Here is a 15269-nt window from a genome sequence, read left to right as displayed (position 1 = left end):
CTTTAGTGAGGGGGTGGGGATGGAATAGAAGGTTGAGTTTAGTGAATGGGTCTCGAGTACGATTTTGACATAGTGGCGATTGGACCGGACGAAGTTGATCCGGAACACGGTCACACATCGGTAACAGGACGGCCTCCGGTACGAGCGCGGTTTCGGGATGTGAAGACTGCGGACGCCTTGCGGGCCGCATCGCCGAAGATACGTAGGATTTTTCTGGAATCCGGGTTCAGTCTGGACACGCGGGATGGGGAAACCGCGCGCGGGTATTATGCACCCGAGGATATTATGGATCGCCAGCGGATTCTGAAACGGCTCTTTGCGAATATTCGCAACATGGGGGTGCAGGGTGAATACAGTGGTGAGTTTGATTTCCACCAGTTTCTGCATCACGTCAGATCTGCGAAGCCGGGTACAGCACCACCCGAGGAGCAACCGCGGCCATTGCAGCCGCCACGCCCCGCGCCAGAGCCGCCCGCGCGCCGTACGGTTCCAGGGCGCATCGGATTTGCGCTGGGCTTGGCCGTGATCCTGTTTGTGATCCTGAAATACCTGGCTGAGCGTGGGGCAACACCCTAGACGAGTTTGACACCCGCAGCGCGCATGGCCTCTTCTGCGGCACCAAGCGACCCGTCCATGTCGATGGCGCGGCAAAGATTGGTACGGACCGTGACGTCAAAGCCAAGACGCGCGGCATCCACGGCCGAGAAGTGCACGCAGAAATCCGTGGCCAGCCCGACCAACGTCAGTTGGCTGATCCCGCGTGTTTCAAGGTAGCCCTTCAAACCGGTCGGAGTGGTTTGGTCATTTTCGAAGAAAGCCGAATAGCTGTCGATGGCACTACGAAAGCCCTTGCGGATGATCAGATCGCCATCGGTGCGCAAATCGGGATGAAATGCCGCGCCTTCGCTACCCTGAACACAATGATCGGGCCACAGAACCTGCGGACCATAAGGCATCTCGGTCATCTCAAAAGGCGCTTTGCCCGTATGTGCACTGGCGAATGAGGAATGGCCTGCCGGGTGCCAGTCCTGTGTTAGGATCACCGCGTCGAAATCGTCCATCAGCGCGTTGATCGGAGCGACGATCTGGTCCCCCTCGGGCACTGCCAACGCACCGCCTGGGCAGAAATCATTCTGGACGTCGATGACGAGCAGGGCGTGGGACATGGGGGCCTCCTTTAGCTGCCCTATCGGTATGGTTTGGGGCAGGGGTCGTCAATGCGCTCTCTTGCGTGTTTTTGTCGGGGGCATTAGATCGCGGCCATGTATACGATCGCTGCCCTCTATCACTTTACCCGTTTCTCTGACCCCGAAGCGTTGCGTCCCGCGCTGCTGGAACTCTGCCGTGCGCAATCCGTCAAAGGTACTCTGCTGCTGGCGCAGGAAGGGATCAATGGAACCATCGCAGGCCCCCGCGCCGGGATAGAAGCCGTGCTGGCGCATATCCGCGCTTTGCCGGGGTGCAGCGATCTGGACTGGAAAGAGGCAACTTCGGACCATCCGCCGTTTGGCAAGATGAAGGTGCGTCTGAAGAAAGAGATCGTAACGATGGGCCAGCCCGACGTCGATCCACGTGCCAGCGTCGGGAACTATGTTGAACCTGAGGACTGGAACGAGTTGATCCGTTCGGACGATGTCGTGGTGATTGACACGCGAAATGACTACGAGGTGGCGATTGGCACATTTGAGGGCGCAGTAGACCCTAATACTGCCAGTTTCCGCGATTTCCCGGCGTGGTGGGAAGAGAACAAAGATCGGTTCCACAACAAGCGCGTTGCGATGTTCTGTACCGGAGGCATCCGGTGTGAGAAATCCACCAATTATCTGCTGGGTCAGGGCGTCGAGGATGTCTACCACCTGAAAGGTGGCATCCTGCGTTATCTTGAAGAAATGCCGCCCGAGGACAGCGCCTGGCAGGGGGAGTGTTTCGTCTTTGACAACCGTGTGTCGGTTGGCCACGGGTTGGTCGAGGGGCCGCATAAGCTCTGCCATGGTTGCCGTCGTCCGATCCTGCCCGAGGACGTGAAGCGCCCGGAATACGAACATGGCGTCTCGTGTCATCAATGCATCAATGAGACCTCGGACGCCGACAAAATGCGGTTCCGAGAGCGCCAGAAACAGATTCAACTGGCCCGCGCGCGCGGTGCGGAGCATCTGGGCTCAGACTGAATAACGCTTGCAGGCCGCGCCGGAATTCGGATGATCACGCACAGGCCAGCCCGACGGAGCGCAAATGATCCACGAACCCCGAACTCTGGAAGAATGGAAATCCACCCTGCTGGCCGCGCTCGGGCTTGTTCTGGCCAGTTTTCTTGCCTGGTTCGGTTTGTCGCGTCTGAGTGAGGCAACCGCCGGCGACACGATCGGTACGGTGGCATCCGTCGGTTTGCTGATCTGGATCGCCTCGCAGTCGTGGTACTACATGACTCAGGTGAAATCTCCGCGTCGGCTTCTGTTCCTGATGGGGGTGTCCTTCATTCAGGTCGTCCCGTTCCTGTTCGCTGCCGTGTACGGCGCGTTTGGATATAACGACAATTGCGTCATCGGCGCGGAAGGACCGGCGGATATTCTGTATTTCTCCTACGTCACCTTCACCACGGTCGGCTACGGGGATATGTCCCCAACCGGCCTCTGCCGTGGGTTGGCTGTGGCCGAAGCGGTGACAGGATACATCCTGTTGGGGCTCTTCGTCGCCGCAGCAGTCGCGCTTTATGCGCGCAATCATGGCAAGTGATGCGACCCTATTTGTTCTGATCGATCCAGCGCGACATCATCTGTTTGTCGCGAAAGCACTCTGACGGGATCGGACGGCGCTTGCTGCGCGAGATCCGTTCGGCAAAGGCGACCTGTTTGCCGGTGGGATAGTTGGCAAAAGGTGATGGATCATGCGGCTTATGTGCCGAGATCCAGTTCGACAGCGATCGCCGATCCCGTTGCGCTTCAACCGGGATCTCCAGGGCGGATTGCTCAGCAATCGCACGGGCATAGCGCATTTGCCGGTCAGTGACAGGCAACATGTGATAATCGTTGCTGGGCGCGTCGTACCAGCTTTGACGGGCAGCGTTGGTCATAGCTCGAATACCTCCGTTCCGCGTCAGACATCTCTGCAGAACAAATATAGAACATTTTAGGAACTTTTTCAAGATTTCTGCTGATTCAAGCGATTTTCACCGCTTTCCAAACCAACCTGTCCCGTCGTGTTTCGACCAATTCGGCACGTTTTTCCGTGCTTCAACAGTAATCAAAGAATCAGCGCGTCTCATTTCAATACACAGATGCTCACGACATCGCGCGTATCGCGTGCAGAGGCGGCGATCCGCCGATTCAGCGCTTGATCTTGCCGCTCCAAGGGTTGTTACCGGCGCTTCTTATCGAGGCTGGAATGGCAAACGAGGGGTCGATTGTAGATGATGAACCAGTATCGGAACTGGTGATGGATAACTGGCCGCGGATTGAGAACACGCCTTGCATCTTTAGATGGCCAAGGCGCGGACATTCGTCCTGAAGAAATTTATACCATCCCAAAAATTGCGTGGCGCGATCCTTTGGCGCCTTTCGCCAAGGTGCGCCATGTCGTGTTCGAACCTGATATCGGCCAAGGCAGGATCAATGCCCTCTGACTGATCATGCGGCTTCAAGACCATTCAGCTAGGCAACCCCTTCAGATCCGGTCTAGGTGCCTGCACCTATTCGTCACCGGTTTGGCGCTGTACCTGAACACGTTCGAGCAGTTCTGCGATCCGCCCCCTCGCGGTTGCGCTGTCCTTCAGCAAACCCGCAGCATCGGCCAGCGGTTTGTCCGGCTGCCGGTCCACCGTTTGTGTCAATCGCGCGCTGATCTGTCGGATTTCTCCGAAGGCCGAGGGTGTTTCCGCACCAATATCTGGGTCCCCGGTCAACCAGGCGTACCGGTCCGCTGCGTCTCCGTCACCAATTGCGCGGAGCAACCGCGCAGCTTCTGCGTAATCGTCAGTTTGTGAGATTGCCCGCGCGCGCAACTGTTCCGCCTCATCTGACTCATCCCCGGCAATTTCCAGCAAAGCTTGACGCGGCTTGTTCTGCAGCAACGCGGCGCGCGCTCTGAGCTGCGCCCGATCAAATCGCCGCTTCCGATCCTGAGGTCGGGCGGCCAGTGCATAGGCGGGGGCGGCGAAGCGCAGATCGGCCAACCGCGTTGCAAGCGAAACAGCGGTGTCTACCGAGATTGCGCTTCGCGTCTGATCTGGCATTCCGACCGTGTGTCGTAGAAAGGTGATGTCGTCCGCTCGTTCCGCCAAAAGCTGCAGCACCTGATCTTGTGCGCGCTGCCACTCTGATGTGTCAGGCGCGGCTCTGATTTGATTCAGCGCGGCATCGAATTCCTGCGACAAAGCCAATGCCAGAACGTGAGCTCGGGCCATCATCGGACCCAGATCGGACCTCCGCAATTGCCGCGCATAACTTGCCGCAAGATCAAGATCGGCCGGAGAGACTGCGCCCCGATCCGCCCACCGCTTTTCAACCAGGCGCGCCAATGCCAGCGGCGCCTCGGCGGTTGCGGCGGCGGACGACACGACATCGGACAGCAGCTTTTCGGCGACGATATTCTCCCCTGCAGCAGCGGCTGTCTCAGCTTTGGCCAAGTCCACATCTGCCGAAGCTTCGTTCAGAACACGCGCGACCGATCGCAATACCCGACGCGAGGCTTCCAGCTCGCCTGCATTGACCAGTATTTCAGATAGTTTCGCCCCCAGATGTCGGCGCAGATGACGAGGCAGGCGGCCAAAATATTGCTCAATCGCATCCAGGTTGGCATCCGGATCAAGCGTACGCTCTGTCATCACGGCCCAAAACGCTGGCCCCCCAACGCATTGCTGCTGCCCCGCAAAAGGATTTGGCAATGGTACCGAAAGATCGTCCATCACAAAGGCAATTGCCGAAAGCTGTTCTTGCTGGGTCGAATTGTCGGGCAACAGATTCAGAGCCTGCAAAGCCTCGGCACCAAATCCATGATAGGTATAAAGACGCGCCAGTTTCAACGCATGTGTTTCGTCCACCCGGTCGAATTCCTGAAATAGCCCGACCCGAAGCCCGGCCACCTGCACGGCAAAGGGCGTTTCATTTGACCAATTGTCGAATCCCAGTTCGCTGTCGGTGATACATTCCGTACGGGGTTCAAGCTGTGGCACTTCCAATGCCTCCAGCCCCTCAATCTCATCCAGAACCGAACGTAGTTTCAGATTTGATGACAATGCGCGGTCCATGCGCAAAGGCCCGTAGGCGGTAGACGATCTGCGCCCGACATCCGCCAGATTGAGGTCCACAACCTCGCGGTCGGCCCCTTGAATGATGCGTGATATCAACTGGTCTTCAAAACGTCCCCGGTCCAATTGCAGGAGAGGCAGCGCAAGCTCGGTTGCGGGGATTTCGGCAGGCGGTGTGACCCGCTCTCTCGCTGACAATGGCAGGTCGGGTAGCGTTGCGGTTGCGTTTGACCCCGGAGAAATGTCGATCACCACCATGGAATCGCGGTGTAGAAACGCATTCGCAACGCATTCGCAGCCGAACTCCAGATCAAGGGGGCCACCTGCTTTGGCTTGGCTCAGCGATTGCAACCTGCTGGCAGACAGACGGTCAAAAACAGCACGGGTGTCGAAAGTCACGCCATCGATCCCGACAGTCAGCCGCGCCCCATTCGTGTGCTGAGTCAGGTTCCAGCCGGTTCCGGCAGGCACCTGAACGACGATGCGCGTATATCCATCATGTTCGCCTGAGCGTACACGCAAGGCCTGCGCTGTCGCGTCCGATCCCCAGACAAGCAACATCAGGAGCAAAACGCGCATCATGCGGCGGCCTGCTTAAGCTCTTTCAGCGCGTCCTCAAGCTCGGAAAAGCCGGGACGATTATGGGTCGGTGTGTTCTGGCGCCCAACCTCGATACACATCGCGGCATTGTGGTTGTGCAGATTGGCAACCAACACCTCCTTGATCAGCTGGTAGAAGTGATTGTCTTCCTCGACCACCGCCTTGAGTTTGCCAGCGAATGGCCCGACCAGACCGTAAGCGAGAAAGACCCCCAGAAATGTGCCAACAAGAGCACCGCCGATCAGTTTCCCCAACACTTCGGGTGGTTGATCAATCGACCCCATCGTCTTGATCACCCCCAGAACCGCCGCCACGATGCCCAGCGCAGGAAGGCCATCCGCAACCGTCTGCAGCGCATGGCTGGAATGCATGGCGTGGTGGAAATTGGCTTCCATCCGCTTTTCGAGCACCTCTTCAACCTGGTGCGGATCGTCATAGTTCATCGAGGCGGAACGCATGGTGTCGCAGATCAGGTCCACGGCTTCCTTGTCTGCCTGAATCTTGGGATAGGCCGAGAACAGAGACGAATTTTCAGGCTCTTCGATATGCTGCTCAACCTCGACCGGGTTGGCGCGCGCGATCCGGATCAGGGAAAACAGCAGACAAAGCAGGTCGCGATAGTCTTCGGGTTTCCACTTCGGGCCTTTGAAGACCTTGGCCATGTCCTTGGCCGTATGTTTGACACCGCCCATGTCATTGCTGATCAGAAATGCACCGATTGCGGCACCGCCGATCATCATCATCTCAAACGGAAGGGATTTCAGAATGATGGTCATTTTGCCACCTGCGGCCAGGTATCCGCCGAATACCATGACAAAGATGACGACAATTCCGATGAGTCCGATCATGTGTGGCCTCCGAAGTTAAGGGGTGTCGTGGGCATGAGGGCTACTCCTGCGGGGCGCGTGCATTGCGACCGGCAATGACCACGCTGATCGTATAGGCGGTTTCCGGGCTGAGTCCGGCCATCACATTCGCGGCGGCATCGGGTGGCATGCGCGACAAGAACCCCGCGGCAAAAACGGCGTCCATGGTTTCGAACAGAGCAGCCGCATCCTTGGGTTTCATGCTCTGATACACATCGGTCAGCTGGGTCAGGTCATTCTCGGCGGCTTTCTCGGCAAACGTCACCGTTTCACGAAGGGAGTCTTCAGCCTCCTCCAGAAGCGTCAGCCGGGTTTCGATGGCCTGATCCGCGATTTTCAGTGCGTATTCGCGATCTTTGATGGCAGCTTCGCGCCGGTTCAGTTCATCCTCGCGGCGCAGCAATTCTGTCAAAATTAGCTGTAAATCCGCGGCGTCCGGGTCGGTATTGGTGGTCTTTTCCTGTGGGTTTGGCGCAGGTTCGTTGCCGCGGGCCAGCGCAGGCCCGGCCTCCAGCCCAATACGGATGATGGCGGACCCAATCATCAGCAACGAGATCACGGTTAGAACACCGCTACGCCCCCGCCGATCAACCGGTTTTGCCGGGCGTCGCCTCATGATCCGGCCCCATCCTGCACACGGGCGTGCCGGAAGAACATCAACCCTTCCGGTTTCTTGATGGGCTCCTCTAACGCTTCGAGCTTCGGATCGCTGTCCTCTGAATGCGCCTCTGCGTGTTCTTCAGGCTGCTCAGGCGCATCATGGCTTTCGACCGAGGGCTCTGTCGCGGGGTTTTCAGCTTCCACGGGGCTTTCCGGCGCGACGTCATGCATCGAGGCCATCATCAATTCGAGTCGCTTTGCCACGGTTTCAGCCCGCTCGGTCAGATCCCGTAGCGCGACGCCCGATTCATCCGATGCTTCTCGGGCTGTATCCAGAGATTTCCGCAGCTCATCGGCCTGTGTCGACAGCACCGAAACGGCACCGCCCACGCCTTTTTCCAGATCGGTAAAACGCCTCAGCCGCCGCGAAAGGACAAAGCAGTACAGCCCGGCCCCAATCGCACCTGCGACCAACAGAATATCGGCAATCAGCTCCAACTTCGCCTCCTAGTTCAACACAAATTCCATCACCAGAACGTCCCGCACCCGGCCTTCGCCGGTGACGATCCCGATGCGCCGCAGCAGGTGGCCCCGGATGCGCATCAGAGCCAGAGAATCCTCGAGATCGGACAACTCCACCGCCCGCAGATAGCCGTTCAGCACATCCATGATTCGAGGCTGCATCTTTTCCACGTCAGCGGCGTAGTCTGCGTTCACCTCAAGCTGAGCGTGAAATTTCAGATGCCGCGAATCGCCTGCATTGACCGAAACGATCACCGGTGGAAGATCGACGAATGCAACGTCAGGCAATGCCTTCACCGATGCGTCAATGTCTTTCATTTCCACCTGTTTCGCCTTCTCGTCACCACCGATGGGCAGCAGGCCGGACGCGGTTGAGAAATACCCTCCGGCCCCGCCCGCGACGGTCAGAATCATCCCAAGCACCAAACCCTTTTTCCCTGACTTCTTAGGGGCTTCCGCCTCATCTACAGCTGCGTCGGTCATTCCGTCCTCATCCATCCGTTCGGTCAGTGTCATAACCCGTCAGGGACTAACCGATTGTTAAGGGCAATCGTCCAAACAGGGGCTGAGCCGAACAGAATGTCGGTGAGTCGGAGGTGAGCGTGCAGCAGATCGGAACTGTCTGGGCAAGTTTGGACAGGCGCAAACAAATCATCGTGGCCGGCGCCGTTGCGCTGGTGTTTCTGGGCGTGCTGGCGATGTCGCGGATCGTGACTGCTCCGTCGATGACCCTGCTTTATGCGGGGCTCGAAAGCGGGGCCGCGGGGGATATTATACGCACGCTGGATCAGCGTGGCGTTGCATATGAGATCCGTGGCGGTTCGATTTACGTACCAGGTTCGCAGCGGGATGAGCTGCGCATGACTCTGGCCAGTGAAGGCCTGCCTGCGAACGGCAATCGCGGCTATGAGCTGCTGGATTCCCTCAGCGGGTTCGGCACCACGTCGCAGATGTTCGACGCCGCCTATTGGCGTGCAAAAGAGGGTGAGCTGGCCCGCACCATCGTCGGCAGCCCGCATGTCAGTCAGGCGCGCGTACATATTGCCAACGGCTCGACCAATCCGTTTCAGCGCAGTGTCGAGCCGACCGCCTCGGTCTATCTGGTGCCGTCTGGTGCGCAGATCACCGGCGATCAGGCCAAGGCGATCCGGTTTCTGGTGGCCTCGGCAGTCAGCGGTCTGATGCCCGAGAACGTCACGGTGATCGATTCAAACGGGGCCGTGATCGGGGCGCAGGAAACGGCTGTTGCCGCTGATACCGCAGATGACAAGGCGCGTGAGCTGCGCGACCGGGTCATGCGGCTGGTTGAGGCCCGTGTGGGTGCGGGCAATGCGGTGGTCGAGGTCAGCGTGGATACGGTGACCGAAACCGAATCGATCCGGGAGCGTCGCTTTGATCCGAAAGGTCGCGTTGCGATCAGCACGGATATCGAAGAACGCTCGGACAGTGCGCGCAACCAATCCGCAGATGTGACCGTCGCGTCGAACCTGCCGGACGGCGATGGCGGCGGCGGTGACAAATCGAATTCGAACGCAACCCAGACCCGCGAGCGCGTGAATTACGAAGTGTCCGAGACCGAGCTTGAGGTGCATCGCGCACCGGGAGCGATAAAACGTCTGACCGTTGCCGTTCTGGTCAACGGCGCGCGCGAGGTCGGCACCGATGGCGCAGAGATATTTGTGCCGATGCCGCAGGCCGAACTGGACGCGCTGGAGGAACTGGTGGCCTCGGCCGTGGGTTTCGATCCCGAACGCGGCGATGTGATTACGTTGAAATCGCTCGATTTGCCGGTTGTTGAACCGCAAGGCACGCTGGTGTCGGCTTCAGTCTGGCAGAAGATCCATCTGGACGCGATGTCGCTGATCCAGATGGCGGTTCTGGCGTTGGTTTCGCTTGTCCTAGGTCTGTTCGTCATCCGGCCTATCCTGACGAAACCTGCAACTGCGGCGGCGCTATTGCCCGCGACTTCGACCTCCGAGGCTGACCCGGCATCTTACCTCACCGGAGAAATCGCCGACGGAAACACGCAGGAATTTGCACCTCTTGCCGATCCGGTGCAATCGCGTGTTCCCGCCATTGCCAACGGTCCGACTGAAGACCCGGTTGACCGGCTGCGCGCGATGATCGGCGACAAGCAGGAAGAAACGGTCGAGATCCTGCGCAGCTGGCTTGAGGAAAGCGAGGAGAAGGTGTGATGTCGATTGCCCATCTTCTTGAGGATTTCACCCTGCAAGCCGGTGGTGGTGCGGTGCATCTGCTGGATGAAGAAGCGCTCGAAGAACAGCGGCTTGCCGCATTCGAAAAAGGCTATGGCGCGGGATGGGAAGATGCTGTTCAGGCGCAGGAACGGGGTCGCGATCAGTTGAGTGCCGATCTGGCCTCCACCCTGTCTGATCTGTCCTTCACCTATCACGAGGCGCTGACACGCATGACGCTTTCACTGGAGCCGATGTTTCAAAGCCTTGTCGAAACCGTTTTGCCCGAGACGATCAAGCAGGGTTTCGCTCCGCGCCTTGCCGAACAACTGTCCGGAATGGCGCGGGAGCAGATCGGGCAGCCGATACTGCTGCGCGTGCCCGACGGAACCTTGGCCCAGATCGAAGCGGCATTGCCACAGGATCTGACCCCAGCACCGCAAGTTATCGAAGACCCCGCTCTGGAACCCGGCCAGGCCTATCTGCAAGTGGGCATCGCCCGGCAGCAGCTAGACTGCAGCGCCATGCTTGAGGCCATTGCCGAGGCGTTCGATGCATATCTGTTTGAAGCAAAAGAGGCTTTGTCAAATGAGTGATCCCCACCCCGCAAAAACCGAAAAAGCCAACCCGTTCGAGGCGGTGCCGATCGAAGTGACAGTCTCGGTCGGTCGCGCGCGTCCGTTGATCCGGGATTTGCTGAATATGGGTGAAAATGCAGTGCTGACGCTGGACAAACGGATCGAAGATCCGGTGGATCTCTATGTCGGGGACCAACTGGTCGCGCGCGGGCTACTGGAAGAGATGGAGGGCGAACAGGCCGGGCAATTGGCTGTGCGGTTGACCGAGATTTCGGATCTGCAGAACGGGATCGGGTAATGCGCCTGTCCATCTGGCTGGTGGTTCTGCTTTTGCCTACGGTGGCCGGTGCGCAGGAACTTTCCCTGTCACTGGGGGAGGGCGGGTCGATTTCTGCCCGAACCATCCAGTTGATCCTGTTGATCACGGTGCTGAGCCTCGCGCCGGGACTCGCGATCATGATCACCTGTTTTCCGTTTCTGATCACTGTGCTGGCGATCCTGCGGCAAGGGATCGGGTTGCAGCAATCGCCGCCCAATATGCTGATCGTCAGCCTCGCATTGTTTTTGACCTATTTCATCATGGAACCGGTTTTCACCGAAGCCTGGACCACCGGAATCCAGCCCATGGTGAACGAAACGCTGGATGTCGAACCGGCGCTTGAGCGTGCGTTGATCCCGTTTCGCAGTTTCATGGCAGCACGCCTTGATGCAGAGACGTTTCAGGCCATGGCCGCTTTGCGTCCCGAAGGTGCTACGATGCAATTGTCACCTGAAGCGCCGCTCTCGGTTCTGATGCCTTCATTCATGTTATCGGAGATCGCGAGGGCATTTCAAATCGGATTTCTGATTTTCCTGCCCTTCCTGATCATCGATCTGGTGGTTGCGGCGGTTCTGATGTCGATGGGGATGATGATGGTGCCACCCGCGACGGTTTCGCTCCCATTCAAACTGGCTTTTTTTGTGATTGCAGATGGCTGGGCCCTGATCGCCAGTGCTCTGGTGCGCAGTTATTTACCTTGATGTCAGTGTCGGGTGATCTGAAGTCGTGCGCGCAGCCCGTGATCCCCGGCTTCAAAGCCGAGCGTGCCTCCATGCTGCTCGGCCACGGTGCTGGCAATGGTCAGGCCCAGCCCGAACCCGTCCGATGACCCCGTGTTCGAGCCGCGTTGAAAGGGGGCCAACAGCGCCTCGATATCGGCGACGGACAAATCGGCTCCTTTGTCTTCGACGATGATCGTGGCGGTTTGTGCATCGGTTTCCAGCGTAACCTCGGCACGACGTCCGTATTTCAAGGCGTTGTCGATCAGATTGGTCAGTGCTCGTTTCAGCGAGATTGGTCGCCCCGTCACCAGAATCCGCCGTGTCTCAGGCAAGGAACCAAAGCCCCGGCGCGACATGAACACAGATGGCGCCCCTTCCAGCGCGACCGGATCAACGGTTTTGAGCGTGACCGGCAGGTTCATGTCCTGATAATCGGCCACCAAAGCCTCAACCAGCGAAGTCAGAGAGAGCTGGCGCGGTTCTTCAACGCTCAGCTCGGACCGCGTATAGGTCAGGACGCTTTCGATCATTCCCGTCATTTGATCCACGTCGGCTTCGAGCTTTTCGCGCAGTTCCACATCCGGGATCAGTGCCGCGCGCAGGCGCACGCGTGTGGCGGGTGTGCCCAGATCGTGACTGACACCCGACAGCACAATGGCGCGCTTTTCAAGCTGCGCGCGCTCGGCGTCGAGATGATCGTTTACAGCGGCAACGATATCACGCAGTTCATCCGGCCCATCCGCATCATAGCTCTGCGGCCCCCCACGGCGTTTCCGGTCGCGCAGGGCCTGGGCAAAACGCGTGAAACTGTCCGAGACGTTCCCGACCGAGGTCAGCAGCACCCCAAGCGCCACGATACCAAACAGAATGGCAGGCAGCCGCAGATCTGTGGGCGCTGCCCCGCAGCCCCAGATCTCGGTTCCGTCGACCTGCTGCCACGGCCCCCGTCCAAACTGGGCAATGAGTATGGGTTCGCTGCAGTAAGTGGCCAGCAGGCGGGTCAGGTTGCCCATCTTTTCGGGCCCTGTCTGATCGCTGCCCGAAACGATATCCGACACCGGATAGATCAGCCGATCCGACATCACCGCCAGCGTGAGTTCGCGCCCGCTCAGCGGGGCGGAGCTGTCGGTCAGGATGGACAGATTAGTGATAAAGCGGCGGCCAGCGGCAGCGGGCAGTTGCTGAAATTCGCCACGTTCGGCCAGTTCGGCCTCTTCAACGTCCAGCGGTGTGATCTTCAGCCCGGGGGGCGGGGCCACACCCGTACGAAGCTCTTCGTAAGCGGCGAACCCTGCCACAAAGGATTGGGTCAAGTAGCGGTTCCAGGCCTGGGCAGACGCAAACCACAGCCCTGCCGAGATCAGCCCGGCGGCAAAAGCCGACAAGGTCCAAATCCAACCGAGACTGCGCAGGCGCAGGGTCATGCGCTTTCATCCACCAAAACTTCGGCGGCAAAAACATACCCAACGCCCCGTTCGGTTCGCAGCATCTGCGGATCCTTCGGGTTCGCCTCGATCTTCGAGCGTAACCGTCCGACCAGCATATCGATGGCGCGGCCCTGCGCCTCGGGCTTGTCTGTTTCGCCAGTGACATCCAGCGCGGCAGCGATCTCATCCCGGGTCAGGGGGATATGCGGGTTGGCCAGCAGCACCTTCAAAAGTGCGGATTCCCGTTGCGAAAGCGCGACCTGAAACCCTTCGGGCGAGTGCACCTCGTCCCGTTTTCCATCATAAAGCCAGCCGTTGAACCGAAAGCTTTTGGTCCGGCGGCGATACACCAGTGACGGAGTACGCCGGGCACGCTGCATCACCGCGCGGACGCGGGCCAGCAGCAGCTGTGGGTTGAACGGTTTGGCGATATAATCATCGGCCCCGACCTCATACCCCGCCATCCGCTGATGATCTGCTGACAGGGCTGAAACCAGAATGATCGGCACATCCTGCTCAGCCCTCAGGCGGGCGCAGATTTCGACTCCGTTCTCATCGCCCAACATCACATCCAGCAAGATCAGGTCGATCCGACCCGCAGCCAGATGCGACCGGATTTCGTTTTCCGAACTAGCGGGCAGGGCGATGAACCCGTTCTGTTGCAGGAACTGGGTCATCATCGACCGCATCTCAGGGTCGTCATCCACCACCAAAAGTCGCGGAATGCTCACGCGGTTTCTCCTCCCAATTTCTGCTCCTCCGACATCATGCATTGTAACGAACGGAAACAGATTCAATGTCAACGTAACACGCTGTAACAAAAGCGGTGAAAATCTGGATCATGGCTGAGTTTTAGCACGGATTCCGCGTTGCCAGGTTCCAATCCGTTAGCGCTATATCGTGCATCGCTGCTTTTCGCAGTTACAAAGTTCTCTAGGGAGGAGACACAAAATGAAACGTTTTGCATTTGCCACCGTTTCGACACTGGCCGTTGCGGCCGCGTCGTCCGTTGTGGCCGAGCCGCAGGCCGAAGTTCTGCATTGGTGGACATCGGGTGGTGAGGCCAAATCGGTGGCCGTATTGCAGGAAGAGTTCGCCTCGAACGGCGGGACATGGACCGATATGCCGGTTGCTGGCGGCGGCGGTGATGCTGCGATGACCGCGCTGCGCGCGCGGGTTCTGGCGGGCAACGCGCCGACCGCTGTTCAGCTGAAAGGCCCTGCCATTCAGGAATGGTATGAAGAGGGCGTTCTGGCCGACATCTCGTCAGTGGCCGAGGCCGAGGGCTGGGCGGATGTGCTGCCCGCGTCGATTGCCGGTCACATGCAGTGCGAAGGCACTTGGTGCGCCGCTCCGGTAAACGTACACCGCGTCGACTGGATCTGGGCCAATGCCGATGTTCTGGCCGCCAATGGCATCGAAATGCCGACCACATGGGATGAATTCAACGCCGCCGCTGACAAGCTACAGGCCGCTGGGGTGATCCCGCTGGCTCATGGTGGTCAGGCATGGCAGGACGCGACTGTGTTCGAAACAGTGGTTCTGGGCATTGGTGGGCCTGAGTTCTTCCAGAAAGCACTGGTTGATCTGGACCCCGACGCGCTGACTTCGGACACCATGGTTCAGGTCTTTGATCAGATGCGCACAATGCGCGGATATGTGGACGAGAACTTCTCGGGCCGCGACTGGAACCTTGCAACCGCCATGGTCATGAACGGCGAAGCGGCGTTCCAGATCATGGGTGACTGGGCCAAGGGTGAATTCCTGGCAGCCGGCAAGAAGCCGGGTGAGGACTTCCTGTGCGCCTCGACCCCCGGTGACGGCTATCTGTATAACGTTGACAGCTTTGCCATGTTCGACGTGGACGGAGACGACAAGAAAGCCGGTCAGGACCTGCTGGCTAAGCTGATCGTTGCGCCGAACTTCCAGAAAGTGTTCAACCTGAACAAGGGCTCGATCCCCGCACGCACCGACGTGGCGCTGGATGACTTCGACATCTGCGCCAACCTGTCGGCCGAAGATATGGGCTCGACCTCGGACGCGGGTTCGCTGCTGCCGTCCTATGCCCATGGCATGGCGCTGCGCGGGTCGCAGTCCGGTGCGATCACGGATGTTGTGACCGCGCATTTCAACTCGGATATGTCGTCGGCTGACGCGGTTCAGCAACTGGCGGCCGCAGTGGCCAACAGCTACTGATC

At 59.0% G+C, this 15269-nt stretch carries 18 protein-coding genes; 9 read left to right on the top strand and 9 right to left on the bottom strand.

Going from position 1 to position 15269, the window contains the following annotated elements:
• The first annotated feature begins 45 nt into the window (after positions 1-45).
• A complete protein-coding gene (locus tag ACR0AZ_RS17680) occupies positions 46-576 on the top strand; it encodes a hypothetical protein (protein ID WP_480471546.1) in 531 nt (176 codons plus the stop codon).
• Here ACR0AZ_RS17680 and pncA read toward each other — a convergent pair.
• Positions 573-1166: a bifunctional nicotinamidase/pyrazinamidase gene (gene pncA / locus ACR0AZ_RS17675; protein WP_480667982.1), complete on the bottom strand. Its 594-nt coding sequence runs from the start codon at positions 1164-1166 to the stop codon at positions 573-575. The two genes, ACR0AZ_RS17680 and pncA, sit on opposite strands and share 4 nt — an antisense overlap.
• 96 nt (positions 1167-1262) lie before the next feature.
• Between pncA and trhO the strand changes: the two genes are divergently transcribed.
• The gene (trhO, locus tag ACR0AZ_RS17670; RefSeq protein WP_480667981.1) at positions 1263-2168 is read left to right on the top strand and encodes an oxygen-dependent tRNA uridine(34) hydroxylase TrhO; all 906 of its coding nucleotides are present in this window, start codon (positions 1263-1265) and stop codon (positions 2166-2168) included.
• A 64-nt stretch (positions 2169-2232) separates the two neighbouring features.
• On the top strand, positions 2233-2733 hold the full coding sequence (locus ACR0AZ_RS17665; protein ID WP_480471549.1) for a potassium channel family protein: 501 nt from the start codon (positions 2233-2235) through the stop codon (positions 2731-2733).
• Between the two features lie 7 nt (positions 2734-2740).
• Here the strand turns inward: ACR0AZ_RS17665 and ACR0AZ_RS17660 are convergent, their stop codons facing one another.
• Positions 2741-3070, bottom strand: coding sequence for a hypothetical protein (locus ACR0AZ_RS17660; RefSeq protein ID WP_480471550.1), 330 nt, complete (start codon positions 3068-3070; stop codon positions 2741-2743).
• A gap of 381 nt (positions 3071-3451) precedes the next feature.
• On the opposite strand from ACR0AZ_RS17660, the gene ACR0AZ_RS17655 reads away from it, so the two are divergent.
• On the top strand, positions 3452-3619 hold the full coding sequence (locus tag ACR0AZ_RS17655) for a hypothetical protein (protein ID WP_480471551.1): 168 nt from the start codon (positions 3452-3454) through the stop codon (positions 3617-3619).
• 66 nt (positions 3620-3685) lie between these two features.
• Here the strand turns inward: ACR0AZ_RS17655 and ACR0AZ_RS17650 are convergent, their stop codons facing one another.
• The 5 genes from ACR0AZ_RS17650 to ACR0AZ_RS17630 are packed head-to-tail and all read right to left on the bottom strand — an operon-like array spanning position 3686 to position 8346.
• Entirely contained in the window at positions 3686-5821 is a 2136-nt protein-coding gene (locus ACR0AZ_RS17650) for a hypothetical protein (RefSeq protein WP_480471552.1), read from the bottom strand.
• Positions 5821-6690: a flagellar motor stator protein MotA gene (gene motA, locus ACR0AZ_RS17645; RefSeq protein WP_480659953.1), complete on the bottom strand. Its 870-nt coding sequence runs from the start codon at positions 6688-6690 to the stop codon at positions 5821-5823. The genes ACR0AZ_RS17650 and motA overlap by 1 nt, the downstream gene beginning before the upstream one ends.
• 40 nt (positions 6691-6730) lie before the next feature.
• Positions 6731-7324, bottom strand: coding sequence for a MotE family protein (locus tag ACR0AZ_RS17640; RefSeq protein ID WP_480659952.1), 594 nt, complete (start codon positions 7322-7324; stop codon positions 6731-6733).
• The gene (locus ACR0AZ_RS17635) at positions 7321-7806 is read right to left on the bottom strand and encodes a hypothetical protein (protein ID WP_480471555.1); all 486 of its coding nucleotides are present in this window, start codon (positions 7804-7806) and stop codon (positions 7321-7323) included. Before ACR0AZ_RS17635 ends, ACR0AZ_RS17640 begins: the two co-directional genes overlap by 4 nt.
• 9 nt (positions 7807-7815) lie before the next feature.
• Positions 7816-8346: a flagellar basal body-associated FliL family protein gene (locus ACR0AZ_RS17630; RefSeq protein ID WP_480667980.1), complete on the bottom strand. Its 531-nt coding sequence runs from the start codon at positions 8344-8346 to the stop codon at positions 7816-7818.
• An 86-nt stretch (positions 8347-8432) separates the two neighbouring features.
• Between ACR0AZ_RS17630 and fliF the strand changes: the two genes are divergently transcribed.
• Genes fliF through fliP form a run of 4 tightly spaced genes read left to right on the top strand, consistent with a single transcriptional unit; the run spans position 8433 to position 11623 of the window.
• A complete protein-coding gene (gene fliF / locus ACR0AZ_RS17625) occupies positions 8433-10025 on the top strand; it encodes a flagellar basal-body MS-ring/collar protein FliF (protein WP_480471556.1) in 1593 nt (530 codons plus the stop codon).
• The gene (locus ACR0AZ_RS17620; RefSeq protein ID WP_480471557.1) at positions 10025-10621 is read left to right on the top strand and encodes a FliH/SctL family protein; all 597 of its coding nucleotides are present in this window, start codon (positions 10025-10027) and stop codon (positions 10619-10621) included. Before fliF ends, ACR0AZ_RS17620 begins: the two co-directional genes overlap by 1 nt.
• Positions 10614-10901 (top strand): FliM/FliN family flagellar motor switch protein, encoded by a 288-nt coding sequence (locus tag ACR0AZ_RS17615; protein WP_480471558.1) that lies wholly within the window; start codon positions 10614-10616, stop codon positions 10899-10901. The genes ACR0AZ_RS17620 and ACR0AZ_RS17615 overlap by 8 nt, the downstream gene beginning before the upstream one ends.
• A complete protein-coding gene (gene fliP / locus ACR0AZ_RS17610) occupies positions 10901-11623 on the top strand; it encodes a flagellar type III secretion system pore protein FliP (RefSeq protein ID WP_480659950.1) in 723 nt (240 codons plus the stop codon). The genes ACR0AZ_RS17615 and fliP overlap by 1 nt, the downstream gene beginning before the upstream one ends.
• A 2-nt stretch (positions 11624-11625) precedes the next feature.
• Here the strand turns inward: fliP and ACR0AZ_RS17605 are convergent, their stop codons facing one another.
• Positions 11626-13068, bottom strand: coding sequence for a sensor histidine kinase (locus ACR0AZ_RS17605; RefSeq protein WP_480667979.1), 1443 nt, complete (start codon positions 13066-13068; stop codon positions 11626-11628).
• Positions 13065-13802, bottom strand: a complete 738-nt coding sequence (locus tag ACR0AZ_RS17600) for a response regulator transcription factor (RefSeq protein ID WP_480659948.1) — start codon at positions 13800-13802, stop codon at positions 13065-13067. The genes ACR0AZ_RS17605 and ACR0AZ_RS17600 overlap by 4 nt, the downstream gene beginning before the upstream one ends.
• A 220-nt stretch (positions 13803-14022) precedes the next feature.
• On the opposite strand from ACR0AZ_RS17600, the gene ACR0AZ_RS17595 reads away from it, so the two are divergent.
• A complete protein-coding gene (locus ACR0AZ_RS17595) occupies positions 14023-15267 on the top strand; it encodes an ABC transporter substrate-binding protein (protein ID WP_480471562.1) in 1245 nt (414 codons plus the stop codon).
• Positions 15268-15269 lie beyond the last annotated feature (2 nt).

This window comes from Ruegeria sp. BE3 (assembly GCF_056538865.1).
Note: the sequence above shows the minus strand (reverse complement) of the source record. Positions and strands in the feature narration are given on the sequence as shown.